The organism is Streptomyces sp. WM6372 (assembly GCF_001279655.1).
Taxonomy (GTDB): Bacteria; Actinomycetota; Actinomycetes; order Streptomycetales; family Streptomycetaceae; genus Streptomyces.
On the sequence record NZ_LGDB01000226.1, the window covers coordinates 1 to 25,805 of the forward strand.

23 protein-coding genes are annotated in these 25,805 nt (G+C 70.5%); 13 read left to right on the forward strand and 10 right to left on the reverse strand.

Annotation, left to right across the window (positions count from 1 at the left end; translation table 11 throughout):
* The first annotated feature begins 243 nt into the window (after nucleotides 1-243).
* Nucleotides 244-1,344, forward strand: coding sequence for a winged helix DNA-binding domain-containing protein (locus tag ADK52_RS32570; RefSeq protein ID WP_053693461.1), 1,101 nt, complete (start codon nucleotides 244-246; stop codon nucleotides 1,342-1,344).
* A 45-nt stretch (nucleotides 1,345-1,389) separates the two neighbouring features.
* Nucleotides 1,390-3,072, forward strand: a complete 1,683-nt coding sequence (locus tag ADK52_RS32575; RefSeq protein WP_053693462.1) for an AMP-binding protein — start codon at nucleotides 1,390-1,392, stop codon at nucleotides 3,070-3,072.
* Between the two features lie 114 nt (nucleotides 3,073-3,186).
* Here ADK52_RS32575 and ADK52_RS32580 read toward each other — a convergent pair whose 3' ends face one another.
* Nucleotides 3,187-3,678 (reverse strand): glutathione peroxidase, encoded by a 492-nt coding sequence (locus tag ADK52_RS32580; RefSeq protein WP_053693463.1) that lies wholly within the window; start codon nucleotides 3,676-3,678, stop codon nucleotides 3,187-3,189.
* Nucleotides 3,679-3,793: 115 nt separating this feature from the next.
* Nucleotides 3,794-4,669, reverse strand: coding sequence for a hypothetical protein (locus ADK52_RS32585; RefSeq protein WP_053693464.1), 876 nt, complete (start codon nucleotides 4,667-4,669; stop codon nucleotides 3,794-3,796).
* A gap of 300 nt (nucleotides 4,670-4,969) precedes the next feature.
* Between ADK52_RS32585 and gcl the strand changes: the two genes are divergently transcribed.
* Nucleotides 4,970-6,757: a glyoxylate carboligase gene (gcl, locus tag ADK52_RS32590; RefSeq protein ID WP_078988771.1), complete on the forward strand. Its 1,788-nt coding sequence runs from the start codon at nucleotides 4,970-4,972 to the stop codon at nucleotides 6,755-6,757.
* A gap of 140 nt (nucleotides 6,758-6,897) precedes the next feature.
* Entirely contained in the window at nucleotides 6,898-7,581 is a 684-nt protein-coding gene (locus tag ADK52_RS32595) for a DNA gyrase (protein WP_053693466.1), read from the forward strand.
* Between the two features lie 395 nt (nucleotides 7,582-7,976).
* Here ADK52_RS32595 and ADK52_RS32600 read toward each other — a convergent pair whose 3' ends face one another.
* The 3 genes from ADK52_RS32600 to ADK52_RS32610 form a co-directional block, all read right to left on the reverse strand.
* The gene (locus ADK52_RS32600) at nucleotides 7,977-9,434 is read right to left on the reverse strand and encodes a catalase (RefSeq protein WP_053693467.1); all 1,458 of its coding nucleotides are present in this window, start codon (nucleotides 9,432-9,434) and stop codon (nucleotides 7,977-7,979) included.
* Between the two features lie 207 nt (nucleotides 9,435-9,641).
* Complete coding sequence (locus ADK52_RS32605; RefSeq protein WP_053693468.1) at nucleotides 9,642-10,532, reverse strand: 2-hydroxy-3-oxopropionate reductase; 891 nt, start codon at nucleotides 10,530-10,532, stop codon at nucleotides 9,642-9,644.
* A 75-nt stretch (nucleotides 10,533-10,607) separates the two neighbouring features.
* Nucleotides 10,608-11,441: a TIM barrel protein gene (locus ADK52_RS32610; protein ID WP_053693469.1), complete on the reverse strand. Its 834-nt coding sequence runs from the start codon at nucleotides 11,439-11,441 to the stop codon at nucleotides 10,608-10,610.
* Nucleotides 11,442-11,566: 125 nt separating this feature from the next.
* On the opposite strand from ADK52_RS32610, the gene ADK52_RS32615 reads away from it, so the two are divergent.
* The 7 genes from ADK52_RS32615 to ADK52_RS32645 all read left to right on the forward strand — a co-directional run bounded on the left by ADK52_RS32615 (nucleotide 11,567) and on the right by ADK52_RS32645 (nucleotide 17,482).
* A complete protein-coding gene (locus ADK52_RS32615; protein ID WP_078621981.1) occupies nucleotides 11,567-11,818 on the forward strand; it encodes a thiamine-binding protein in 252 nt (83 codons plus the stop codon).
* Nucleotides 11,815-12,198 (forward strand): helix-turn-helix domain-containing protein, encoded by a 384-nt coding sequence (locus tag ADK52_RS32620; RefSeq protein WP_053693470.1) that lies wholly within the window; start codon nucleotides 11,815-11,817, stop codon nucleotides 12,196-12,198. Before ADK52_RS32615 ends, ADK52_RS32620 begins: the two co-directional genes overlap by 4 nt.
* 154 nt (nucleotides 12,199-12,352) lie before the next feature.
* On the forward strand, nucleotides 12,353-12,871 hold the full coding sequence (gene uraD / locus ADK52_RS32625; RefSeq protein ID WP_053693471.1) for a 2-oxo-4-hydroxy-4-carboxy-5-ureidoimidazoline decarboxylase: 519 nt from the start codon (nucleotides 12,353-12,355) through the stop codon (nucleotides 12,869-12,871).
* Between the two features lie 2 nt (nucleotides 12,872-12,873).
* Nucleotides 12,874-13,278, forward strand: a complete 405-nt coding sequence (gene uraH / locus ADK52_RS32630) for a hydroxyisourate hydrolase (RefSeq protein WP_053693472.1) — start codon at nucleotides 12,874-12,876, stop codon at nucleotides 13,276-13,278.
* Nucleotide 13,279: 1 nt separating this feature from the next.
* A complete protein-coding gene (gene pucL, locus ADK52_RS32635) occupies nucleotides 13,280-14,203 on the forward strand; it encodes a factor-independent urate hydroxylase (RefSeq protein WP_030155302.1) in 924 nt (307 codons plus the stop codon).
* A gap of 191 nt (nucleotides 14,204-14,394) precedes the next feature.
* On the forward strand, nucleotides 14,395-15,798 hold the full coding sequence (locus ADK52_RS32640) for an 8-oxoguanine deaminase (protein WP_053693473.1): 1,404 nt from the start codon (nucleotides 14,395-14,397) through the stop codon (nucleotides 15,796-15,798).
* A 298-nt stretch (nucleotides 15,799-16,096) separates the two neighbouring features.
* Nucleotides 16,097-17,482: a nucleobase:cation symporter-2 family protein gene (locus ADK52_RS32645; protein ID WP_078988772.1), complete on the forward strand. Its 1,386-nt coding sequence runs from the start codon at nucleotides 16,097-16,099 to the stop codon at nucleotides 17,480-17,482.
* A gap of 95 nt (nucleotides 17,483-17,577) precedes the next feature.
* Here ADK52_RS32645 and ADK52_RS32650 read toward each other — a convergent pair whose 3' ends face one another.
* The gene (locus ADK52_RS32650) at nucleotides 17,578-18,192 is read right to left on the reverse strand and encodes a 3'-5' exoribonuclease domain-containing protein (RefSeq protein ID WP_053693512.1); all 615 of its coding nucleotides are present in this window, start codon (nucleotides 18,190-18,192) and stop codon (nucleotides 17,578-17,580) included.
* Nucleotides 18,193-18,421: 229 nt separating this feature from the next.
* Nucleotides 18,422-19,228 carry an SDR family NAD(P)-dependent oxidoreductase gene (locus ADK52_RS32655; protein WP_053693475.1) on the reverse strand — a complete coding sequence of 269 codons (807 nt, stop codon included), beginning with the start codon at nucleotides 19,226-19,228 and terminating at the stop codon, nucleotides 18,422-18,424.
* Between the two features lie 113 nt (nucleotides 19,229-19,341).
* Here ADK52_RS32655 and ADK52_RS32660 point away from each other — a divergent pair, with 113 nt between their 5' ends.
* Nucleotides 19,342-19,944 carry a TetR/AcrR family transcriptional regulator gene (locus tag ADK52_RS32660; protein WP_053693476.1) on the forward strand — a complete coding sequence of 201 codons (603 nt, stop codon included), beginning with the start codon at nucleotides 19,342-19,344 and terminating at the stop codon, nucleotides 19,942-19,944.
* Nucleotides 19,945-20,000: 56 nt separating this feature from the next.
* Here ADK52_RS32660 and ADK52_RS32665 read toward each other — a convergent pair whose 3' ends face one another.
* The 3 genes from ADK52_RS32665 to ADK52_RS32675 all read right to left on the reverse strand — a co-directional run bounded on the left by ADK52_RS32665 (nucleotide 20,001) and on the right by ADK52_RS32675 (nucleotide 24,034).
* Entirely contained in the window at nucleotides 20,001-21,191 is a 1,191-nt protein-coding gene (locus ADK52_RS32665; protein ID WP_420714972.1) for a GDSL-type esterase/lipase family protein, read from the reverse strand.
* Nucleotides 21,192-21,520: 329 nt separating this feature from the next.
* Nucleotides 21,521-23,116 carry a malate synthase A gene (aceB, locus tag ADK52_RS32670; protein ID WP_053693478.1) on the reverse strand — a complete coding sequence of 532 codons (1,596 nt, stop codon included), beginning with the start codon at nucleotides 23,114-23,116 and terminating at the stop codon, nucleotides 21,521-21,523.
* A gap of 273 nt (nucleotides 23,117-23,389) precedes the next feature.
* The gene (locus tag ADK52_RS32675; RefSeq protein WP_234344349.1) at nucleotides 23,390-24,034 is read right to left on the reverse strand and encodes a nucleotidyltransferase family protein; all 645 of its coding nucleotides are present in this window, start codon (nucleotides 24,032-24,034) and stop codon (nucleotides 23,390-23,392) included.
* A gap of 266 nt (nucleotides 24,035-24,300) precedes the next feature.
* Here ADK52_RS32675 and ADK52_RS32680 point away from each other — a divergent pair, with 266 nt between their 5' ends.
* Nucleotides 24,301-25,788, forward strand: coding sequence for a PLP-dependent aminotransferase family protein (locus ADK52_RS32680; protein WP_053693479.1), 1,488 nt, complete (start codon nucleotides 24,301-24,303; stop codon nucleotides 25,786-25,788).
* Nucleotides 25,789-25,805: the final 17 nt, after the last annotated feature.

The window sequence follows — 25,805 nt, forward strand, 5'->3', positions numbered from 1 at the left end:
GCCGGACATGAGCTGGGGGGGGGGGGTGTCGCGGGCGGGGGCGCGGGGCGGCGCCATCCGGTGCGCTTCCCGGACGGCGAGGGGCGGCGGTGGCGGTGGTCCGGGCGCTCCGGCATCGCAGGTCAGCTCCACGTCGAACGTGCATTTCGGGCGAGAAGTGGCGAGAGGTAAGGATAGCGGTCATTCCTGTCCGCCCCTCATTGCGGACGGTTTCTGTCCGGAAGCACGGGTAGCTTGCCGGGTATGGGCTCCGTACTCGACACCCGTTCACTGAACCGTGCCACGCTCGCGCGCCAGCTGCTCCTGAGCCGCGCCGCGCTGTCCGCCGAGGACGCCGTCACGCACCTGCTCGGACTCCAGGCGCAGAACGTGAAGCCGCCGTACTTCCAGCTGCACGCCCGGCTCGCCGGCTTCCGCCCCGCCGCGCTCGCGGAGCTGATGGAGTCCCGGAAAGTGGTCCGGATGGTCACCATGCGGTCCACCATCCACACCCACACCGCGCACGACGCGCTGACCCTGCGCCCGCTGGTCCAAGCCGCCCGCGACCGCGAGGTCAACGTCTTCCGCAAGGGCCTCGTCGGGGTCGATCTGGAGCGGCTCGGTGAGCTCGCCCGGGCCTTCGTCGAGGCCGAGCCCCGCACGATGGGCGAGATCCGCGCGGAGCTGCTCACGCACTGGCCGGACGCCGATCCGCAGTCCCTGTCCGTCGCCGCGCGGTGCCGGCTGCCGCTCGTCCAGGTCACGCCGCGCGGGGTCTGGGGGCGCAGCGGGCAGGTACGGCTGACCACCCTGCAGCAGTGGACCGGCACGCCGGCGGCGGGCGGAGCGCCACCGGCGCATGCCGTCGAGGATGTCGTCCTGCGCTACCTCGGTGCCTTCGGGCCCGCCTCCGTCAAGGACATGCAGACCTGGGCCGGTCTCACCCGGCTGCGGGAGGCCTTCGAGCGGCTGCGCCCCCGGCTCGCCGTCTTCCGCGACGAGAACGGCGTCGAGCTGTTCGACCTGCCCGACGCGCCCCGGCCCGACGCCGCCACCCCGGCCCCGCCCCGGTTCCTCCCGGAGTACGACAACCTGCTGCTCTCCCACGCCGACCGGACCCGCGTGATCGCCCCCGGGCTCAAGGGACGCACCTGGACGGGGAACCAGTCCCACCGCACCCTCCTCGTGGACGGCTTCGTCGCCGGGCTGTGGCACTGGGAGGAGGCATCGCTCACCGTCGAGCTCTTCGGCAAGGTCTCGAAGGCGGAGAAGGAGCACATCGTCGCCGAAGGGGAGCGCGTCATCGCCGAGATGGCCGGGAGCGGCGGCCCCGGACACGTGCGCTTCGGGTCAATCCACGGCTGACGCCGCTCTGGTGGGGCGCACCGGCGGCACGGCACGATGCCTTCCATGACGCACAACACCGGCGCCACCGCCGAGTTCCTGGCCGCACGCGACTACCTGCTCGAACGCCGCGGGGACTACGAAGCCGCCCACGCCGGATTCACCTGGCCCCGCCCCGAGCGCTTCAACTGGGCCCTGGACTGGTTCGACCACATCGCCACCGGCAACGCCGCCGACGCCCTGCGCATCGTCGAGGAGGACGGCACCAGCCGCTCCGTCTCCTTCGGGGAGCTGTCCGTACGGTCGTCCTCCGCCGCCAACTGGCTGCGCGACCAGGGCGTCGCGGCCGGCGACCGGCTCCTGGTCATGCTCGGCAACCAGCGCGAGCTGTGGGAGGTCATGCTCGGCGCGATGAAGCTGCGCGCCGTCGTCATCCCCGCTACCCCCCTCCTCGGCGCGGCGGACCTGCGCGACCGCATCGAGCGGGGCCACGTACGGCACGTCATCGTGCGCGCCGACGACACCGGCAAGTTCGACGAGGTCCCCGGCACCTACACCCGGATCGCCGCCGGCGCGGACGTACCCACCGGATGGCGGCGGCTGGAGGACATGTACGCGGCCGACGGCCATTTCAGCCCGGACGGCGAGACCCTGGCCACCGACCCGCTGATGCTGTACTTCACCTCCGGCACCACCGCCCGCCCCAAGCTCGTCGAGCACACGCACGCCTCGTACCCCATCGGGCACCTCTCCACCATGTACTGGCTCGGGCTGCGCCCCGACGACGTGCACCTCAACATCGCCTCGCCCGGCTGGGCCAAGCACGCCTGGTCCAACCTCTTCGCCCCGTGGAACGCCGGCGCCACCGTCTTCGTCCACAACTACACCCGCTTCGACGCCGAGCGCCTGATGGCGGAGATGGACCGGCACGGCGTGACCACCTTCTGCGCCCCGCCCACCGTGTGGCGGATGCTGATCCAGTCCGACCTCACCAAGCTCCGCACCCCTCCCCGCGAGGCCGTCGCCGCGGGCGAGCCGCTCAACCCCGAGGTGATCGAGAAGGTCCGCGAGGCCTGGGGCGTCACCATCCGCGACGGCTTCGGCCAGACCGAGACCACCCTCCAGGTCGGCAATTTCCCGGGGGTCCCGGTCAAGCCCGGCTCGATGGGGCGTCCGGCGCCCGGGTACGAGATCGTGCTGCTCGACCCCGTCACCGGCAAGGAGTCCCCCGACGAGGGCGAGCTCTGCGTGGACCTGCGCCCCCGGCCCGCCGGGGTGATGACCGGCTACCGGGACGACCCCGGGCGCACCGCCGAGGCCATGGCGGACGGGCTCTACCGCACCGGCGACATCGCCTCGCGCGACGAGGCCGGGTACCTCACCTACGTCGGCCGCTCGGACGACGTCTTCAAGGCCTCCGACTACAAGATCAGCCCGTTCGAGCTGGAGAGCGCCCTGCTCGAACACGAGGCCGTCGCCGAGGCCGCCGTGGTCCCGGCCCCGGACCCGCTGCGGCTGGCCGTGCCGAAGGCGTACATCGCGCTCGCCGCCGGCTGGGAGCCCGGGCCGGAGACGGCCCGGGCGCTCTTCGCGCACTCCCGCGCCGTGCTCTCCCCGTACAAGAGGATCCGCCGCATCGAGTTCGCGGAGCTCCCGAAGACCGTGTCCGGCAAGATCCGCCGCGTGGAGCTGCGGGAGCTCACCGCGGCGGGGTCGGGCGCCGAGTACGACGAGGCCGAGCTCGGCTGAGCAGCTCGTACGGACACCGCCGGGGCGGGCCGCCGACCGTAGGCAGGCCCGTCCCGGCAGGCCCGTCCCGGCAGGCCCGTCCCGGCAGGCCCGTCAGGCTGCCGGTACGTCCGGTCAGGCCGGCAGCTGCGCCTCGATCGCGGCGATGACCTCGGGGGCCTCGGGCTCGACGCTCGGACGGAAGCGCGCCACGACCTCACCGGCGGGGGAGATCAGGAACTTCTCGAAGTTCCACTGGATGTCGTCGCCCGCCTCGCCGTCGGCGTACGCGGTCTTCACCAGCTCCGTGTACAGCGGGTGCCGGTTCTCGCCGTTGACCTCGGTCTTCTCCAGCATCGGGAAGGTCACGCCGAAGCCCGCCGCGCAGAAGGTCGCGATGTCGTCGGCGGTGCCGGGCTCCTGCCCGCCGAACTGGTTGCAGGGCACGCCGATGACGGTGAAGCCCTTCTCCTCGTACGCGAACTGCAGCCGCGCCAGTCCCGAGTACTGCGGGGTGAGACCGCACTGCGAGGCGGTGTTCACCAGCAGGATCGCCTTGCCCTCGTGGGCCGCCAGGCTGGTGGGCTCGTCGGACAGGGTGGTCAGCGGGATGTCGTACAGGCTCATCGGGCTCTCCTCGGCACAGATACGGATACGTGTTCCGCCATGTGCTCCGAGCCTACGTCCTGCCCCGGCGCCCTGATCGACCCGGTCGCCCCGGTCGGCCGGGCCTCCGGCTGCCCTATGCCCCCGGGCCCACCAGGGCGTCCGCCGGGTCGTTGACCGGCTGCGGCATGCCCGTGAGGTCCATGACGAACAGCGGTATCCCGAGGTCGTCCGCGCGGGAGCGGGCGTCCTGCGTGTACCCGGCCAGCGCGAAGTAGACGCTGGTCGCGGAGGCCGTCAGTCCGTTCAGCCAGACGCACTCCACGGCCCGCAGCCCGGCCGGCGCGGTGGTCGGGTCCACCTGCGCCACCAGCCCGGGGGCCCGCAGGTCCACGGCCGCCGAGGGGATGGGCCGCCCGTCGGGCTGGCGGACGTCCTGGAACCCGAGCCACCGCAGGTACAGCGCGGCCGTGGCCACCGCGTCCCGGGCGGTACGGATGGTCACCGGGTGGAACGCGGGCCGCTGCGCGGAAGCCGCCGGAGGCCGGCCGAGGGAGCCGGGTCCGCCCGGTCCGGTGCCGCCGGGCCCGCCCGACCTCGACCGCGCCTGCCCCCATACGTCTCCCCGTGCGTCCCCGCGTACCTCTCCGCGTACGTCGGGGCGCGGACGCAGCCCGTCCCGTACGTCGCGTGTGTCCCGTACATCCCTTGCGTCCCGTACGCCGCCGCCCGGCGCGGACGCGGGCTCCACCGGATGCACCGGAATCCGCACCACCGTCCCGCACGACGCGCAGCCCAGCTCCGGATGCGGCCACTCGCTCACCCGCCCGCAGGCCGCGCAGCGCACCGCCACCCACGTGTCCGACCAGGTCCGGTGCGTCAGCGGCAGGGGCGGCGCCGCCAGGTCCAGCGGCGGGGCCACCGGGCTGCCGCAGGCGCACGGGAAGACCGGGGCGGCGTAGTCGTTCTCGCGCAGGCACGCCGGGCAGCGCACCGGTACCGCTTCCGCCATGAGTACTGCCCCTCCGTCGCTCTGCGTAGACCCATGCTCCACCACCGGCCACCGACGGGGCGAGCGTGCCCTCGATTTTCCGCTGATATTCCGCCGCGTCCCGGTCGTTCGTACAAGTCGCTTGCGCGAGACGCGGCTTTTGGTGCGTTCCGGGGTCCTGAAGCTCCTTGACGTGCCGGGACTCGCCGCTTAGCTTGTTCCGTATAGCAGAACAAAACTTCCGGATTGCGGAAATGCCCCGGAATCCGGAAGCAGCCGGACCGCCTGATCGCCTGACCGCCTGACCCGCAGGAGAACTCGATGCCTCGTATGACAGCCGCCGCCGCTGCAGTGGAGATCCTCAAGCGCGAGGGTGTGTCGCAAGCGTTCGGCGTGCCCGGCGCCGCGATCAACCCGTTCTACCGCGAGCTCAAGAACGTCGGCGGGATCAGCCACACCCTCGCCCGCCACGTCGAGGGCGCCTCGCACATGGCGGAGGGCTACACCCGCACCAACCCGGGCAACATCGGCGTCTGCATCGGTACCTCCGGCCCCGCCGGCACCGACATGATCACCGGTCTGTACTCGGCCATCGCGGACTCCATCCCGATCCTGTGCATCACCGGTCAGGCTCCGGTCGCGAAGCTCCACAAGGAGGACTTCCAGGCCGTCGACATCGCCTCGATCGCCAAGCCGGTCACCAAGGCCGCGACCACCGTCCTGGAGGCCGCGCAGGTCCCCGGCGTCTTCCAGCAGGCCTTCCACCTGATGCGCTCCGGCCGCCCCGGCCCGGTCCTCATCGACCTGCCGATCGACGTCCAGCTGACCGAGATCGAGTTCGACCCGGAGACCTACGAGCCGCTGCCGGTCTACAAGCCGCGCGCGACCCGCGCCCAGGCCGAGAAGGCCATCCGGTTCCTGCTGGACTCCGAGCGCCCGCTGATCGTCGCCGGCGGCGGCATCATCAACGCCGACGCCTCCGACCTGCTGGTCGAGTTCGCCGAGCTGACCGGCGTCCCGGTCATCTCCACCCTCATGGGCTGGGGCGTCATCCCGGACGACCACGAGCTCGCCGCCGGCATGGTCGGCGTCCAGACCTCGCACCGCTACGGCAACGCGACGTTCCTGGAGTCGGACTTCGTCCTCGGCATCGGCAACCGCTGGGCCAACCGCCACACCGGTTACAACCTGGACGCGTACCTCGGCGACCGCAAGTTCGTCCACGTCGACATCGAGCCCACCCAGATCGGCAAGATCTTCGCCCCGGACTTCGGCATCGCCTCTGACGCCAAGGCTGCGCTCGAACTCTTCATCGAGGTCGCGAAGGAGCTCAAGGCCGAGGGCAAGCTGCCCGACTACAGCGCCTGGGTCGCCTCGCACCTGGAGCGCAAGGGCTCGCTGCAGCGCCGTACGCACTTCGACAACGTCCCGATGAAGCCGCAGCGCGTCTACGAGGAGATGAACAAGGCCTTCGGCCCGGAGACGCGCTACGTCACCACCATCGGCCTCTCCCAGATCGCCGGCGCGCAGATGCTGCACGTCTACAAGCCGCGCCACTGGATCAACTGCGGCCAGGCCGGCCCGCTCGGCTGGACCATCCCGGCCGCGCTGGGTGTCGCCACCGCCGACCCGCAGACCCCCGTCGTCGCCTTGTCCGGCGACTACGACTTCCAGTTCATGCTGGAGGAGCTGGCGGTCGGCGCGCAGCACAAGATCCCGTACGTCCACGTCCTCGTGAACAACGCGTACCTCGGCCTGATCCGCCAGGCGCAGGGCGGTCTCGGCATCAACTTCGAGGTCAACCTCGAATTCGAGAACATCAACGCCCCGGAGCTCGGCGTCTACGGCGTCGACCACGTCAAGGTCGTCGAGGGCCTGGGCTGCAAGGCCATCCGCGTCACCGACCCGAACGAGCTGGGCGCCGCCTTCGAGGAGGCCAAGAAGCTGGCCGCCGAGTACAGCGTCCCGGTGGTCGTCGAGGCCATCCTGGAGCGCGTCACCAACATCTCGATGAGCAAGACGGTCGACATGAGCGACGTCACCGAGTTCGAGGAGCTCGCGACCGAGCCGGGCCACGCCCCGACCGCGATCCGCCCGCTGTCCGCCTGAGCGCCGTCGGCCTGATCGCCTGATCGTCTGACGACTGCGGTACCAAGCGGCCCCCGTCCCTCCGCGAGGAGGAACGGGGGCCGTTCCGCGTTGTCCGACGCCGGGGCGGCCCGGCCGCCGATCATCGGCATACTGCTCCGATGGACAGATCAACGGCCGCCTGGCGCAACACGACGCACGACTGGGCCCGCTCCGTGGACGCCGACCACCTCGCCCGCATCCGCCAGGACCAGGACGAGTTCGCCCCCGGCGGCCTTCCCCACCTGCTGCTCGAAGTCGTCGCGTACGCGGCCGACGAGGCGCGGTGCACCGGCGCGGGGCGTTGCAGCGTGACGCTCCACGCCGACGGCTCGGTGTCCGTGGCGGACGAGGGCCGGGGCACCGACACCCGGCTCGACGACCACGGCCGGCCGGTGAAGAAGCCGATCATGGCGACGAAGGACCTCCGGTTCTTCGACCACCCCGAGGCGCAGACCCTGCCCGACGGCCACCCGCGGCGCGGCATGTCCGTCGTGGCGGCGCTGAGCGAGTGGCTCGTCCACACCAACCGCCGCGCGCACGGAGCCTGGGTCCAGCGCTACGAACACGGCGTTCCCACCACCGGCCTGACACCGATCGCCGACGCCGGCCCGACCGGTACGACCAGCACGCCACGCACGCCACGCACGCCACGTACGCCACCTACGACCGGCACCACGGTCCACTTCCGCCCCACCGAGACCCTGCGCGCAGCGGGCGGCGCACCGGCTCCCGAGGAACTGGCCGCTCTCACGAACGCGTGGCCGCACCTGTCTGTGGAGATCGACGACCGCCGCACCGCCTGATCGCACGCACGACAAAGCGCCGAGTCACGGGACCGTCCGTGACTCGGCGCTTTGAGTGTGACCGCCCGACGGTGCGAGGCTGGCGCGACAGGACGTTCGCGCCGCCGGGCGGAGCTTGGCGGCTCATGTACAGGGGGCTCTGTGCGTGGCCCCCTGTATATAAGGCGTAGGTGGGAGGAGCGGCTGGGACCGCGACGGGCGGTGACGAGAGCTCCGGCGTCGTCTCCCTCAGGTCAAGAGACGGGCCTCGGCACCCATTACCACCGCACTGGCTCACACGCCCGTCGCGGCCCTCGTCCGGCCCTTACCGCGTACCACCCCTCATCCGGGTCCGCGGTTCGGGCTCGGCACCCGGGACCTGACCTCCCGCCAGGTCCCCGGTGCAGCTGTGAGGCTCAGGCGTCGCGCAGGGCGCGGACGGCCTCCTCGACGCGGCGGCCGTAGTCGGCGTCCGCGGCGTGGAAGTGAGCCAGGTTCTTCTCGATGACGTCCTCCAGGGTGACCTGAGACAGGCCGCCGGCGATGTTCGCCACCAGACGCTGCTTCTCGGCCTCCGACATCAGGCGGTAGAGCTCACCGGCCTGGAAGAAGTCGTCGTCCTTGGTGTGGGCCGGGGCCTCGTGGGTGCCCGTGTAGCCGGAGACGGCCTTCGGGGCGCCGAGCGCGAGACCGGTCTCGGCGGGGCCCTGGTACGAGTTGGGCTCGTAGTTCTTGTCGTGGCGCGAGCCGTTGCGCAGCGCCATGACGCCGTCGCGGCCGTAGTTGTCGGCCTTCGTCGCCTTCGGGGCGTTGACCGGCAGCACGGTGTGGTTCACGCCGAGGCGGTAGCGCTGGGCGTCGGCGTACGCGAAGAGGCGGCCCTGGAGCATCTTGTCCGGCGAGGCGGTGATGCCCGGGACGAAGTTGTTCGGGGAGAAGGCGGACTGCTCGACCTCGGCGAAGACGTTGTCCGGGTTGCGGTCGAGGACCAGGCGGCCCACGCGCTGCAGCGGGTAGTCGCTGTGCGGCCACACCTTGGTGAGGTCGAACGGGTTGAAGCGGTAGTCCGCGGCCTCGGCGGCCGGCATGATCTGGACGTACAGGGTCCAGCTCGGGTTCACACCGCGCTCGATCGCCTGGAGCAGGTCGGTCTGGTGCGAGTTGGCGTCCTTGCCGACGAGCTCGGCGGCCTGCTCGCCCGACAGGCAGCGTATGCCCTGGTTCGTCTTGAAGTGGTACTTGACGAAGAAGGCCTCGCCCTGCGCGTTCGTCCACTGGTAGGTGTGCGAGCCGTAGCCGTTCATGTGACGGTACGAGGCCGGGATGCCGCGGTCACCCATCAGCCAGGTGATCTGGTGCGTCGCCTCGGGGGCGTGCGCCCAGAAGTCCCAGACGTTGTCCGGCTCCTGCTTGCCCGTGAACGGGTCGCGCTTCTGGGAGTGGATGAAGTCGGGGAACTTGATCGGGTCCTTGATGAAGAACACCGGGGTGTTGTTGCCGACGAGGTCGTAGTTGCCCTCTTCGGTGTAGAACTTCAGCGCGAAGCCGCGCGGGTCGCGGACCGCGTCCGCGCCACCGAGGGAGTCGGCGACGGTGGAGAAGCGCAGGAAGGTCTCGGTCTTCTTGCCGACCGTGTTCAGGAACGCGGCGCTGGTGTACGCGGTGACGTCGTCGGTCACCTCGAAGTGGCCGTACGCGGCCGAGCCGCGGGCGTGCACCACGCGCTCCGGGATGCGCTCCCGGTTGAAGCGGGCCAGCTTCTCCAGGAGCTGCTGGTCCTGGATCAGGAGCGGGCCACCGACGCCGGCGGTGGCGGAGTTCTGGTTGTCGGCGACCGGGGCGCCGGACTCGGTCGTCAGCGTGCGCTTCGACATGGTGACCTTCCGTACGGGAAACCTGCTGACGGAAAGCGTCTTCCGTCATGCGGAACAGCCTAATTTCAGGCCGAACGCAGCGTCAACAGTTTGTTGAACAAAGATGGAGAGAGGTGATCCGGACGGTGCCGGCGCTTGGGCGCGACAGGACAGGTGTCAGCACCGGCACCATCCGGAAACTCAGGGCCCCTGCGAGAGGGGAAGCGCTCAGATCTGGGCGCCGGAGAGGCGCTCGACCGCGCGGAGCAGGGCGGAGTGGTCCAGGCCGCCGTCACCCTGGGCGCGCAGCGAGGCGACCAGCTGGGCGACGACCGCGCCGACCGGGAGGGCCGCACCGACGTTGCGGGCGGCGTCGGTGACGATGCCCATGTCCTTGTGGTGCAGGTCGATCCGGAAGCCGGGCTTGAAGTCGCGGTTCAGGAAGTTGTCCTTCTTGCGGGTCAGGACCGTGGAGCCGGCCAGACCGCCGTTGAGGACGTCCAGGGCGGCGTTCAGGTCCACGCCGGACTTCTCCAGGAAGACCACGGCCTCGGCGCACGCCTGGATGTTGACGGCGACGATGAGCTGGTTGGCGGCCTTCACCGTCTGGCCGGAGCCGTGCGGACCACAGAGCACGATGGTCTTGCCGAGGGTCTGGAGGATCGGCAGGGCCGCGTCGAAGTCGGCCTGCTCGCCACCCACCATGATCGACAGGACGGCCTCGATGGCGCCGGCCTCGCCGCCGGACACCGGGGCGTCGATGACGCGGATGCCCTTGGCGGCGGCGTTCTTGGCGAGGTCGATCGAGGTCTGCGGGGTGATCGACGACATGTCGATGATCAGCGCGCCGGACTTCGCGTTCTCCAGGATGCCGTTCTCGCCGTACGAGATGGCCTCGACGTGCGGGGAGGCGGGCACCATCGTGATGACGACGTCGGCGTCCTTGACGGCTTCGGCGATCGAGCCGGCCGCGGTGCCGCCGGCGGCGGCCAGGCGGTCGAGCTTGTCCTGCTCCAGCGTGAAGCCGGTGACCGAGTAGCCGGCCTTCAGGAGGTTCTCGGCCATGGGGGAGCCCATGATGCCGAGGCCGATCCAGGCGATGTTGGGGAGCGTGCTCATGATGAGGGTCCTTCTCTTAATGCTTCGTACGAAAAGTGCGAGGGGTGCCTGGCTGATCGCCCGGACTTCGTCCGCCTACTGGGCGGCGCGGGCCTCGGCCGGCAGCCACGCGAAGGAGGCGGCGGCGTCGGCGGCCTTGTACTCCAGGCCTACGTAGCCCTCGTATCCGGCCTTCTTCAGCTGGTCGAGCAGCGCCTCCAGGGGCAGCTCGCCGGTGCCGGGGGCACCGCGTCCGGGCTTGTCCGCGATCTGGACGTGGCCGGTCTTGGCGGCGTACTTTTCGATGACCTCGGAGAGGTCCTCATCGTTCATCGCCAGGTGGTACAGGTCGAGCAGGAACTTGGCGTTCCCGAGGCCGGTGGCCTCGTTCACCTTGTCCACGACCTCGATGCCGGCCGGGGCGCTCACCAGCGGGTAGAGCGGCGACTCGGGCTTGTTGAGGGTCTCGATGAGCAGGATCGCGCCGACGCGGTCGGCGGCCCGGGCCGCCACGACCAGGTTCTCCAGGGCGAGCTCGTCCTGGACGGCCGGGTCCACACCCTCGACGCGGTTGCCGTAGAGGGCGTTCAGCGCCTTGCAGCCCACCGAGGCGGCGAAGTCCGCCGCCACGTTGATGTTGGCGTTGAAGCGGTCCGACTCCTCGCCGGGTACCGAGACCGCGCCGCGGTCCGGGCCCGGCAGCCGGCCGGCGTAGAAGTTCAGGCCCACCAGCTGGGTGCCGGCGTCCTCAAGAGCTTTCTTGAGGGCGTCGAGCTCCTCCTGAGCGGGGGTGGGGGTCTCGATCCAGGGCCACCACAGCTCGACCGCGGTGAAGCCCGCCGCGGCGGCTGCCGCGGGGCGCTCCAGGAGCGGGAGTTCCGTGAAGAGGATCGAAAGGTTCACATCGAAGCGCTGGTCCGTGTATCCCATGAGGGGTGTGCGCTCCTTCCGTATTGCGGAAGTTAGTTTCTGCTTGATGGAAGACTGCATGGGCTTCTGCGTGGATGTCAAGCCCGGGCTGCCGAAAAAACGCGACCGAGAGGTAGCTTGACCACGTGCGATTGAGAGTGGAGTTCACGACCGAGCCGTTCGATCTCGAAGAGGCCCCCGCCCACGCCGTGGCCGCTCGCGAGGTCATCCAGAAGGCCCAGCTGGACGCCGTCGACGTGGGCCCGTTCGGCAACACCGCCGAGGGTGACGCCGACGCGGTGCTGACCGCGGTGGCCGCGCTGCTGCGCGACTCCCTGGAGTCCGGGGCCACCCGCGTCTCGCTCCAGGTCAACGTGATCGGGGAGGACACCCCATGACCGAGCCCCGCGACCACCCGTTCGTCACCGCGGTCAAGCCGCTGGTCGACGCGATGGGCGGCGAGCTGATGGATCCGGCCCTGGCGCAGCCCGACGACGTCGTGCTCAGCTGGGAAGGTCAGGACCTGCTGGCCGTACGGCTGCCCCAGCTGTCCGACTCGCTGGACCACATCCTGGCGGCGCTGGAGCGACGGCACGGCGTACCGTTGTCGCAGCTCGACCGGAAGACCAAGCAGGACGTCGTACGGATACTGGAGGCGCGCGGCGCCTTCTCCGTCCGGCACGGTGTGGAGACGGTCGCGGGCGCCCTGGGCGTAAGCCGTTTCACGGTCTACAACTACCTGAACAGGGAAAACGCAAACAAAAGCAACCAAACGTGACACCCGCCTGACCCAAGGTGACGAGCCGCCGCCCAATTCATCCGGGCGGCGGCTTTTGTGTACGGGAAGTTTCAACAAAGTGTTGACGCCGTGTTGTCGAGGGCGTTAGCTATGCGCAGCCCGTCAAAGCAACAACAGGCCACGGAGGCCTACCGTGACTTCGAGTCCGACCCCGGGTCTCACCCGGTTCAACGCCTTGGACGACAGTGCGGCCACGGCCGAGCTGCACGAGGTGTGCGCCAGTTCGGCATGGGGGAGCAAGCTGCTCGCCCAGCGCCCCTTCGCCGGCTCCGAAGCCCTGTTCTCGGCCAACGAGTCCGCCATGGCGGAGCTCACCGCCGAAGACCTGGCCGAAGCGATGGCAGGCCACGCGCCGATCGGCCGGCCGAAGCCGGGAGACCCGACCTCCGCCCGCGAGCAGCGCGGCATGGCCGGTGCCTCGGAGGAGCTCAAGAACGAGCTCCTCGAACTGAACCTGGCGTACCAGGAGAAGTTCGGCCACGTCTTCCTCATCTGCGCCACCGGTGCGACCGGTGAGTTCATGCGGGACGCGGTCAGGGTCCGGATCGACAATTCGCCGGAGCAGGAGCGGGAGATCGCCCGCGGTGAGCTGGTGAAGATCAACCGGATCCGTCTGACCCGCCTCGTCGAACTCGCAGAAGAAGGAGCGTGAGCATGAGCACCGAGACCACCGCGTCGGTGTCCACGCACATCCTGGACACCAGCATCGGACGCCCCGCCGAGGGCGTCGCCATCTCCCTGTCGGCCCGTACGGGTCTCGATGGTGAGTGGGCGGCCCTGGGCGGCTCCGCCACCGATGCGGACGGGCGATGCAAGGACCTGCCGGCGCTGCCGGAGGGCACCACCCACGTACGTCTCGACTTCGAGACCGAGACGTACTTCTTTAGTAAGCACAGTTCCAATAAGCAAGCCGAGGCGCAGCAGGACGCCCCCCGCGTAAGGGACAGCGGTGCGTTTTTCCCGGAAGTGACGATCACCTTCGCGGTCACTCCCGGCGAGCACTACCACGTACCGCTGCTGCTCAACCCGTTCGGCTACTCCGTTTACCGAGGGAGCTAGCATGGCCACGATTCTGGGCCAGAACCAGTACGGCAAAGCAGAGAACCGCGTCGTCAAGATCACGCGGGACGGCGACACCCACCACATCAAGGACCTGAACGTCTCGGTCGCCCTCTCCGGCGACATGGACGACGTCCACTACTCCGGCTCGAACGCCAACGTCCTGCCGACGGACACCACCAAGAACACGGTGTACGCGTTCGCCAAGGAGTACGGCATCGAGTCCGCCGAGCAGTTTGGCATCCACCTGGCGCGCTGGTTCGTGAACAGCCAGGAGCCGATCCAGCGTGCGCGCATCCGGATCGAGGAGTACGCCTGGGACCGGATCGCCACCTCGGACGCCAACTCCAAGTTCATCGGCTCCGACGAGGTCAACCACTCCTTCGTCCGCAAGGGCATGGAGACCCGCGTCACCCAGATCACGTACGACGGGCAGAACTGGGAGGTCATCTCCGGCCTCAAGGACCTGATCGTCATGAACTCCACGAACTCCGAGTTCTGGGGTTACGTGAAGGACAAGTACACGACCCTCCAGGAGGCGTACGACCGCATCCTGGCCACCCAGGTGTCGGGTCGCTGGCGCTTCAACTGGACCGACGACGAGCAGCGGATGCCCAACTGGGAGAAGTCCTACGCCGAGACCAAGAAGCACATGCTTCAGGCCTTCGCCGAGACCTACTCCCTCTCGCTGCAGCAGACCCTGTACCAGATGGGTTCGCGCATCATCAACCACCGTTCGGAGATCGACGAGGTCCGCTTCTCGCTCCCGAACAAGCACCACTTCCTCGTCGACCTGGAGCCCTTCGGCCTCAAGAACGACAACGAGGTCTACTTCGCCGCGGACCGTCCGTACGGTCTGATCGAGGCCACGGTCCTGCGGGACGGCGTTGACGCCCGCATCCCCGTGGACATGACCAACCTCTGAGCGCGGCACGCGCGTCCCGGGGCCCCGCAGTGGCCCCGGGACCGCACGACACGCCCCCCACTTCCTGAATCGGCACCCGGACGCAACGCACGGGGCGACAGTACTGTCAGCTGTCAGGCCCCCGGCTCCGGCACTCAAATCCCCTGGGTTTTGCCGTGCCCGCACCGCCACTGAAAGCACGAGGAAGTCCCATGGCAGCATCGGCAGCCCAGGACGGCGCAGTAGAGCGCATCGTCATCGAGAACTGCGCGATCGCAACGGTCGATGCGAACGACACCGAGTACGCCTCGGGTCACATCGTCATCGCCGGCAACAAGATCGAGTCCATCGGTGCGGGCAGGGCCCCCGAGAACCTCGACAACGTCGTCCGCCGCATCGACGGCACCGGGCACCTCGTGACTCCCGGTCTGGTCAACACGCACCACCACTTCTACCAGTGGATCACGCGCGGCCTGGCCACCGACCACAACCTCTTCAACTGGCTCGTCGCGCTGTACCCGACGTGGGCGCGCATCGACGAGCAGATGGCCTACTCGGCCGCCCAGGGCTCTCTCGCCGCGATGGTCCGCGGTGGTGTCACCACCGCCATGGACCACCACTACGTGTACCCCAAGGGCGCCGGCGACCTCTCCGGCTCGATCATCCGCGCCGCGTCCGAGATGGGCGTCCGCTTCACCCTCGCCCGCGGTTCGATGGACCGCAGCGAGAAGGACGGCGGCCTGCCGCCGGACCACGCCGTCGAGACCCTCGAAGGTGCGCTCGCCGACACCGAGGCGACCGTGAAGAAGTACCACGACGCCTCCTTCGACGCGATGACCCAGGTCGCCGTCGCCCCCTGCTCCCCCTTCTCGGTCTCCACCGAGCTGCTGAAGCAGGGCGCCGAGCTGGCCCGCCGCCTCGGTGTGCGCATGCACACGCACGGCAGCGAGACCGTCGAGGAAGAGAAGTTCTGCCACGAGCTCTTCGGGATGGGCCCGACCGACTACTTCGAGTCGACCGGCTGGCTCGGCGAGGACGTGTGGATGGCGCACAGCGTCCACATGAACGACTCCGACATCGCCGCGTTCGCCCGTACCAAGACCGGTGTCGCGCACTGCCCGTCCTCCAACGCCCGTCTGGCCGCCGGCATCGCCCGCGTCCCGGACATGCTGGCCGCCGGCGTCCCGGTCGGCCTCGGCGTGGACGGCACCGCCTCCAACGAGTCCGGTGAGCTGCACACCGAGCTGCGCAACGCGCTGCTGATCAACCGGCTGAACCCGGTCCACCGCGAGGCCGCGCTCAACGCCCGCCAGGCCCTGCGCCTCGGTACGTACGGCGGCGCGCAGGTCCTCGGCCGCGCCGACAACATCGGTTCGCTGGAGGCCGGCAAGTGCGCCGACCTGGTGCTCTGGAACATCAGCACCTTCCTGCACTCCTCGATCGCCGACCCGGTCACCGCGCTGGTCTTCGGTGCGGCCGCCCCGGTGACCGCGTCGTTCGTCAACGGCAAGCAGATCGTCGAGAACAACCGACTCCTCTTCGCCGACGAGGACGCCATCGCGGTGTCCACCCGTGAAGAGGCCCAGCGCCTCGCGCGCATCACCGCGCAGGGCTGATCCCCTCGGAGTCCGGCCGGGGGGGACGGCCCCCGGCCGGTCGTCGCGGACCCGAGCGGGGTCCGCGGCAGCCGTTCCCGGGAAGCGCCCGAGGTTTTTCCGAGGGCGTTCCCGGGGCGGTGACTCGTGCCACTGCTTGGCCGGAACGGTTTGGGCGAATCGTTTCTGCACCTCTTGGGACAAGAACGAGCACCACCCGCACCACCCACAACTCCATACAGGCTCGACTCGCACAGCTTTCGCACCACCTCCAAGACACCCACGTCCCTGCCGACGTGTTACCCGACCGGAGGAAGCCGTGGCACTCACGCCCAGGTTTCGCAAAGATGCAGTCGCAGTACCGGAGGAGAAGCACCCGGTCGACGAGACCCTGCCTCCTCTGAAGATGTTCACGAGCGGCCTCCAGCACGTGGCCGCCATGTACGCGGGTGTCGTCGCCCCGCCCATGATCGTCGGACCGGCCGTCGGACTCTCCGCCACCGAGACCGCCTTCCTGATGGGCGCCTCGCTCTTCACCGCCGGCCTCGCCACCCTCCTCCAGACCCTCGGTTTCTGGAAGATCGGTGCCAAACTCCCCTTCGTCAACGGCGTTTCGTTCGCCGGTGTGACCCCGATGATCGCCATAGGCAAGGGGGAGGGCGCGGACGCCATCCCCGTCATCTTCGGCGCGATCATCGTCGCCGGGGTCGTCGGCTTCTTCGCCGCCCCGTACTTCGGGAAGCTCGTCCGCTTCTTCCCGCCGGTCGTCACCGGTACGGTCATCACCCTGATCGGCGTGTCCCTGCTGCCGGTCGCCTTCAACTGGTCGCAGGGCGGCAACCGCACCGCCACCGACTACGGCTCGATGCGGAACATCGGCATGGCCGCCGTCACGCTCGTCATCGTGCTGCTGATGCGCAAGTTCCTGCGCGGCTTCCTCCAGCAGATCTCGATCCTGCTCGGCCTGGTGGCGGGCACGCTGATCGCGCTCCCGCTGGGGATGACCAGCTTCGACGCCGTCAAGAACGCCTCGCTGGTGGGCTTCCCGACCCCGTTCCACTTCGGAGCCCCGCAGTTCCAGGTCGCCGCCATCGTCTCCATGTGCATCGTGATGCTGGTGTGCATGACCGAGTCCACCGCCGACATCCTGGCGCTGGGCAAGATCGTCGGACGCCCGGCGGACGCGAGGACCATCGAGGGCGGACTGCGCGCGGACACGCTCGGCAGCGCGCTCAGCCCGCTGTTCAACGGCTTCATGTGCAGTGCCTTCGCGCAGAACATCGGGCTCGTGGCGATGACCAAGGTGCGCAGCCGGTTCGTCGTCGCCGCGGGCGGCGGCATCCTGATCCTGCTGGGCCTGTGCCCGATGGCGGCCTCCGTCATCGGCGTGGTCCCGCTGCCGGTGCTCGGCGGGGCCGGCATCGTCCTGTTCGGCTCGGTCGCGGCGAGCGGGATCCAGACCCTGGCGGGCGCGGCCATGGAGAAGGGCGAGAACGCCCTGATCGTCGCCGCCTCGGTCGGCATCGGCCTGATCCCGATCGCGGCGCCGGAGTTCTACCACGCGTTCCCGAAGGACCTGCTGGTCGTCCTGGACTCCGGCATCAGCACCGGCTGCGTGGTGGCCATCGTGCTCAACCTGGCCTTCAACCACTTCGGCGCCCAGCGGGCCCCGGCCGCCGCGCCGGAACCGGTCCCGGTGCACTGACCCGGCCGTCCGGCCGCTCACGGCGGTGCGTACGCCACCCACTGCGGGCGTGGCGTGCGCACCGCCGTCTTCGCCCACCCGCCGGGGCGGGGGAGTCAGCCGGCGGTGTCGGGGGCCGGAGGTGTCCAGAGCATGAGGTTGTTCATCAGCTCCGCCTGCTCGACCGCGTCGTCCAGCGCGTGGTGGGTGTGCGGGCGGGAGGAGAGCAGCCCGCGCGGCATCCGGCCCTTGACCGCCGCGCGCAGCGGGACCCGCGCCTTCGTCGCGTACAGGGTCTTCATGTCGAGGCAGCCGGAGTGCCCGAAGGGGCTGTCGCCGCCGAAGCGCATCAAGTACCAGTACAGGAAGGTCCAGTCGAAGGAAGCCGGGTAGCCGCACATCACGGGCTGCGCCCCGGCCTCGGCGGAGACCTCCCGCACCCACGCGCGGAACTCGGCCATGGCGGCCCCGGGTTCGGCGCCCTCCCGGAGCAGCCGGTCCCGGTCGAGCCCGCTGACGGCGAGCGCCTCGGGTACGTACTGGTCGCTGATCGGGCGGAGTTCGCGGTAGAAGGTGTGCCGCTCGGGGTCCGCGGCCGTATACGAAGCGCCGTCCTGCCGCCCCGCGACGGCGGCACCGAAGCTGATCATCGAGTACGGGCCGGGGATCGGGCCGTCGGCCTCGATGTCGACGGAGATGTAGAGGCTGGGGCGTGCGCTGCGGGCCGGCATGAGCGGGATCATGCCAGCCCGCGCCGCCCCGATCATCCGAATTCCCGGCGCCGGAAGGGACACTCCCTAGGTCGTGTCGTCAAAGTCCCGTCTGGCTGGCGGGGTCTGGCACGCACGCTCGCCGCGTTGTCGTCGGTCACCGACGTCCCCCAGCTACCGCTGGGAGGTGCCCCCACCGCGTCGATTCCCTCCGCCCTTCGGGCGGCCGACGCTACTTTGACGACACTCCCTAGGCGGGGGTCCGGGGCGAGGACATCCGGTCCACCATCCGTACGACCGTGCGGCGGCTCGCGAGCCGCCCGCTGAAGGCCATGACGCGGTTCATGGCTCCGGAGATCACGCTCGGCGGCGGGTTCCTGCGGTCCAGCGCCCTCAGTGCGGTGCGCACGACCTCCTCGGAGGTCTGCATCCTGGTGCCGCTGGCGGCGTCCTCCGTGCCGACCACGTCGAAGAACTCCGTCTTCGTCGCACCGGGCGACAGCGCCAGGACGCGCAGCCCGGTGCCCCGGGACTCCTGCCAGAGGGCCTCGGTGAAACTGAGGACGAAGGCTTTGCTGGCGCCGTAGACGGCCATGTTCGGGACGGGCTGGTAGCCGGCCACGCTGGCGACGTTGACCAGGACGCCGTCGCCGCGGCTGCGCAGCGGGCCGATGAAGGCGTGGCTGATGTCGACGACGGCCATCACGTCGAGGGCCACTTCCTGGCGGAGCCGCTGCGGGTCCTCGTCGTGGAAGCGCCCGTACGTGCCGAAGCCGGCGTTGTTGACGACGCCGGACACCGTGATCCCGCGCCGCTCGACCTCGGCGGCCAGCAGTTCGCCGCACCCCTCGACGGACAGGTCCATGACGACCGCCTCGACCGTGACGCCGTGTGCCGCCGAAAGCTGCCCGGCGAGCTCCTTCAGGCGGTCCTCCCGGCGCGCGACGAGCACGAGGTCGGATCCTCGCGCGGCGAGCTGGCGGGCGAACTCGGCGCCCAGGCCGGAGCTCGCGCCGGTGATCAGGGTGGTCCGGCCTCGGTAGTCGACCGCGTTCACAGTGGCTCTCCTGCCATCGGGGACATCGTCTGGCATCACTGTATGCCCGGTTGGCAGTGACTGCCAACCGGGCAGTTTGGGCAAGGTTGGCGGCCCGCCTATATGCTGGCCGGATGGGGACAACCGCAACGCAGCCGAGCCTGTGGGACCGCTCCCGGCAGGCCGTGGTCGCGAGCATCTTCGACACGGCCATGCGGCTCTTCGCCGAGCAGGGGTACGAGGCCACGACCATCGCGCAGATCGCCAAGGAGGCGGGCATCTCCCAGCGGTCGCTGTTCCGGTACTTCGGTACCAAGGAGGACATCGTCTGCGGTGAGCAGGAAGAGCTCGGCGAGCTGCTGCGCGCGACGGTGGAGGCCCAGCCCGCCGCCGCCACCCCGTGGGAGGCGCTGCGCGCCGGTTTCGAGGCGCTCATGGAGGCGCACGGCGACCCCGGGCAGCTGCTGGAGATCACGACGCTGATCTTCGACACCCCGCCGCTGCGCGCCCGCTACACGCAGAAGCGGCTGCGCTGGCAGGAGATGGTCCTGCCCGCCGTCACGGCCCGCATGGCCGCCGGGAAGGGCCCGGGCGCGGTCCCCGAGCTGCGCGCCGCGGCGGTGACCGCCACCGTCTTCGCCTGCGTGGACGCGGCGACCGAGGCCTGGGTCCGCGGCGGCGGCAGCGCCGACCTGGCGGCCCTTTACGACGAGGCACTGGCCGCCGTACGCGGCTGACGCGAAAAGGCGCCCGCGGAAGACTCCGCGGGCGCCCCGGACGCGGTGCGTACGGATCAGGGGGCGGACGTCAGGAACATGCCCGTGTGGTCGGCTCCGGCGGTGTTCTTGCAGCTGGACGCGGAGTTCGCGGGCTGGGCGACGGCGAGGTTCAGGCAGCGCCCGACCGCCAGCTGGCCGAAGTAGTTCGGGTGCATGGACTCCTGGACCGGCCCCTGCGTCTCGCTGCTGTCGATCCAGCGGGCCCACTCGCTCGTCTTCGCCGACGCGGGCGCCGAACTGCTCACCAGCTTGCTGGCCTTCGCGCACACCTCACGGCCCTGCATCATGTCCCGCAGGTCCAGGAACTGCACGCCCTTGGCGGCGGCGACGGCCTTGAGGCGGCCCGCGATCTGCGGCACGAGCGAGTCGCGCGCCCAGTCCGAGTCCCGGTTCCAGAAGGGGCAGCCGCCGGTGTTCAGGCGGCTCCAGTCGCTCTGCGTGTACCGGTTCTCGGCGCCGCGCGGGATCGGCGACGGGTAGGACTGGAGCACGATCCGGTACGAGGAGTCGGTGTACCCGGCGGCCCGCATCACGGCGCGGATCTCGTCAACCGACTTGCCGACGTTGGCCATCACCCCGTCCATCTTCTGGTCGACCCCGTACTGCTGGTCGTCGTAGCAGTACGAGCCCCACAGGACGAAGTCGAGGGCGCAGTCCTTGATGATGTCGGCGAAGCCGAGGTCGTTGCCGCCGATGGACAGGGCGATGACCTTGACGTTGTCGGCGGCGGCCACGGCGGCGAGCTGATCGGCCTGCGGGGCCTCGCCCTTGAAGGCCACGCCGCCGTTGGAGGCGCGGAAGACGTTCTCGGAAATCGCCCCGGAGCAGGCCAGGTTCACGGCCACGTCGGCGATCGCCCCGGCGCTCTTGACCTCGGCGGAGTCGGAGCGGTGGCACCCCCCGGCGGTGCTCCCGTACACCTTGGCGGGGTCGTACGTGCTCCCGGAGACCCAGGCGCGGTCGGTCCCGGTGCGATTCCCGCTGTTGGTCAGGCTGTTGCCCTTCCAGCGGCCGCCCTCGCCCGAGATGTAGCTGTCGCCCATGGACACCACGGCGGTGGGCCCGGTCCCGGGAGAGGCCGCGGCGGTCCCGGCGGAGCCGGCCACCAGAGCGCTGACGGCGAGCGGCAGAACCATCCCGGCCCCGGCGAGCCTTCGCACTCGACTACGGGCCCGGTCCTTGCTGGCGTTGCGGAATCCGATCACGGCGGAACTCCTGCGGTCGGCCATGCCCAAGCCGAAGAGAACTCCGGTGCATGGCTGGGAAAGTGGGGGTACCGCCGGCCGGTGGCATCGGAAAGGTGACATGGAGCACGTTGTTACCGCTAGGTAGCCGCAGATTACGATGACGTAACGACCGACCGGTCGTTCGGGCCGTCAACATTCCGCTTCCGCGGCCGAGTTCCGCCGATCGCGCCGAGGAGCGCCGCTCGAAGGCCCCGCGCCCGCACGCGGAAACACCTCCGCCCCCGAGGCCTGGGGCCTGGGGGGCGGAGGTGGGGTCGGCCGCTGTGCGGGCGGTCGGAAACCGGGGGTCAGCCGACCAGCTGGTCGTAGGCGGGAAGGGTGAGGAAGTCCGCGTAGTCCGCGTCCAGGGAGACCTGGAGGAGGAGGTCGTGGGCCTGCTGCCACTTTCCGGCCGCGAACGCCTCCTCGCCGATCTCGGCGCGGATCGCGGCCAGTTCCTCGGCGGCGATCTCGCGGGTGAGGTCGGCGGTGGCCGTCACCGGTTCGCCGTCGTGCTCGAAGACGACACCGGCGTTGATCCACTGCCAGATCTGCGAACGGGAGATCTCGGCGGTGGCCGCGTCCTCCATCAGGCCGAAGATGCCCACCGCGCCCAGGCCGCGCAGCCAGGCCTCGATGTAGCGGATGCCGACCTGGACGGCGTTGCGCAGGCCCTCGTACGTCGGCTTCGCGTCCAGCGAGTCGATCGCGATGAGCTCGCCCGGGGCCACCGAGACGTCCTCGCGCAGCCGGTCCTTCTGGTTCGGCTTCTCACCGAGGACCGCGTCGAAGGAGGCCATCGCGATCGGCACCAGGTCGGGGTGGGCGACCCACGAGCCGTCGAAGCCGTCGCCCGCCTCGCGGTCCTTGTCGGCCTTGACCTTCTCGAACGCGATCCGGTTGGCCTCGGCGTCCTTGCGGGACGGGATGAAGGCCGCCATGCCGCCGATGGCGTGCGCGCCGCGCTTGTGGCAGGTGCGGACCAGGAGCTCGGTGTACGCCCGCATGAACGGGGCGGTCATCGTCACCGCGTTGCGGTCCGGGAGGACGAACTTCTCGCCGCCGTCGCGGAAGTTCTTCACGATCGAGAACAGGTAGTCCCAGCGGCCCGCGTTCAGGCCCGCCGCGTGGTCGCGCAGCTCGTAGAGGATCTCCTCCATCTCGTACGCGGCCGTGATGGTCTCGATCAGGACGGTCGCGCGGACCGTGCCCTGCGGGATGCCGACGTAGTCCTGCGAGAAGACGAAGATCTCGTTCCAGAGGCGTGCCTCCAGGTGCGACTCCGTCTTCGGCAGGTAGAAGTACGGGCCCTTGCCGAGCTCGATGAGGCGCTTGGCGTTGTGGAAGAAGTACAGGCCGAAGTCGACCAGCGCACCGGGGACCGGGCGGCCCTCGACCTGGAGGTGGCGCTCCTCCAGGTGCCAGCCGCGCGGGCGCATCACGACGGTCGCCAGCTGCTCGGCCGGCTTCAGGGCGTACGACTTGCCGGTGCGCGGGTCCGTGAAGTCGATGCGGCGCTCGTAGGCGTCCATGAGGTTGAGCTGGCCGAGGACGACGTTCTCCCAGGTGGGGGCGGAGGCGTCCTCGAAGTCGGCGAGCCAGACCTTGGCGCCCGAATTCAGGGCGTTGACGGTCATCTTGCGGTCGGTCGGACCGGTGATCTCCACACGGCGGTCGTTCAGCGCGGCCGGCGCCGGTGCGACCTTCCACTCGCCCTCGCGGACCTGTGCGGTGTCCGGGAGGAAGTCGAGGTGGGAGGTGCGGGCGATTTCGGCGCGGCGCTCACCGCGGCGGGCGAGGAGCTCGTCACGGCGGGGGAGGGCCGCCTCGGTCAGGACTTCGTCCTGCCGGGGCAGGGGCTCGGCGTCGACGATGGCCAGCGATGACGGCGCTGGTGCGGACATATCTGTCACTCCTTCAGCGGCGGTGCCTGGCGGCCGCGGGGAATGCTCGCGCAGGACGGCACGCAGTGCCGCCGGGTGTGGAGAGTTCCGGGATACGGTCGCGGGCGCCGTCTGGGGGTTCAGGGCGCTTCTGACCAGTGGATAGTAATTTCCTTATGGTGGAAGTTCAATGGTTTGTTGATGTCGAGATTCTCTGAGTCGACAGAGTCCTGCGCCCGGTGGCCCTCAGTGCCACCTTCGTCACTGCCCGCTCAACTGCCCCTCGGCCGCCGCTCAAGCGAGTCGTGCCAGGTCGGGCGGGGTGTCGATGTCGAAGGCCTCGGCGATGTCCCCGCACTCCACCAGCGTGAGCTCCTCCGCGTGATCTGTCAGGTGCACCCGCGCGCCCTTGTCGCCCGTCGCCGTCGCCGCGATGTCCGCCCAGCGGTCCGCGCCGAAGAGCACCGGATGCCCGCGCTCCCCGCCGTACGCCGCCGCCACCAGGCTCGCGGGGGAGCGGTACGCCTCCCGGACCCGGGCCACGGCCGCCGGCCCGATCCCCGGCTGGTCCACCAGCGAGACGAGGGCCGCGCGGGCGCCCGTGCCGGCGAGCGAGGCGAGGCCCACGCGCAGCGACGAGCCCATGCCCTCCGCCCAGTCGGGGTTGTCCACGACCACGCAGCCCGTCAGGTCCGCCCGTTCGCGGACCTCGGCCGCGGAGGCGCCGAGCACCACGTGGAGCGGACCGCAGCCCGCCTCGCGCAGCACCCGCACCGCGTTCTCGACCAGCGGGCGGCCGCGGTACGGGAGCAGGGCCTTGGGGCGGCCGCCCAGGCGGCGGCCGCCGCCGGCGGCGAGGAGCAGGCCCGCGATCACCGGGCTCGGGCCCGGGCCCGGACGCGCGCTCGGGGTGGGGCTGGGGTTCGCGTTGGCTGGCATGTCAGCGATTCTCGCCCCTGCGGGCCAGTGCGCGGCCGCCGCGTCAGCAGGCGTCGTACGGCGGCCAGGGCGGGCCCGAGCCGCAGCGGCCGGGAGATCCGGTTCTCCGCGGCGGCCACCAGGGCCCGTTCGTCGCGGTCGGTCAGGCGCGTCGGCGGCTGGGTCAGCGGGGTCGCCATGGGCGGTCTCCTTGCCAATCGGGGGCCAATACCGCGAGTCTGGACCTCGATTGGTCTGGTCGGCAGAGCCAATCAGGGGAGGTTGGCATGGCAAACGGGCGAGTCGTCCAGACGGCGGACAGAACCCTCGGCAGCCGCCAGCTCGCGGCGCTGCTGCCCTCCGAGGTGCTGGCCCGCCCCGGCTACCGGTCCCTCGCCGACGCCGTGCGCACGCTGATCCTCGACGGCCGGATCGCCCTGCACGTACGGCTGCCCGCCGAGCGCGAGCTCGCCGAGGCGCTCGGCGCCAGCCGGGCCACCGTCACCGGGGCCTACGACCTGCTGCGCGAGAGCGGCTACGTCCGCAGCCGGCGCGGCTCCGGCACCTGGACCGAGCTCCCCGAGGGCCACGGCCCGGTCGGCGCGCACCTGCTAGCCGGCTCCGGCGGGTACCTGTCCGACGGCGAACCCGGGATCGACCTGGCCATCGCCGCCCTCGGCGCCCCGCAGGACAGCCTCACCGAGGCCCTCGCCTGGGCCGCGCCCCGGCTGCCCGCGCTCGCCCGGACCCCCGGTTACCACCCCTTCGGTCTGCCCGACCTGCGCGGTGCCATCGCCGAGCGGTTCACCCGGCGCGGGCTCGCGACCCGCCCCGAGCAGATCCTGGTCACGGCCGGCGCCCAGCAGGCGTTCTCGCTGGTCGTGAGCCTGCTGTGCGGGCCCGGGGACCGGGTGGTGACCGAGAACCCCACGTACGCGAACGCCCTCGACGCGCTGCGGCAGGCGCGGCTGCGCACCGGGTCGATCGCCGTCTCCGACGCGGGCTGGGACATGGAGATCGCCGAGTCCACGCTCCGGCAGACCGTGCCGAGGCTGGCGTACGTGATCCCGGACTTCCACAATCCGACGGGCCTGCTGATGCCGCAGGAGCAGCGGTTGCGGCTGCTCGCCGCGACGCGGCGGACCGGGACGTGGCTGGTGGTCGACGAGACCATCGCCGACATCGCCCTGGACGTACCGGCGCCGGCGCCGCTGGCCTCGCTGGCGCCGAGGGGCGGGGCGGAGCACGTGGTGACGATCGGCTCGCTCAGCAAGACGCACTGGGGCGGGCTGCGGGTGGGGTGGGTCCGGGCCACCGCGAAGATGATCACGGAGCTGACGGCGGTGAAGGTGGCCGCGGACATGACGGGGTCGGTCCTGGACCAGCTGGTGGCGCTGCCGCTGCTGGAGGGGCTGGAGCGGACGCTGCCGGCGCGGCTCGCGCGGTTGCGGGGGCAGCGGGAGGCGTTGGAGCGGGCGCTGGAGCGGCACACGCCGGAGTGGTCGTGGCGGCGCGGGCCGGGCGGGCTGTCGCTGTGGGTGGATCTGGGGGAGCCGGTGAGCTCGGCCCTGGCGGAGCGGGCCGGGGCCTGCGGCGTGCACATCGGGCGGGGGGCGCGGTTCGGGGTGGATCCGGGGACGTTCGAGCACCGGCTGCGGATCCCGTACACGCTGGACGCCGATCGCCTGGACGAGGCGGTACGGCGTCTCGCGGCGGCCTTCCACGACGGGGTTCCGCTGGCTCCGGCGGTGGAGCGGCCGCACTGGGTGGCCTAGGGAGCCCCGCCAGCCGG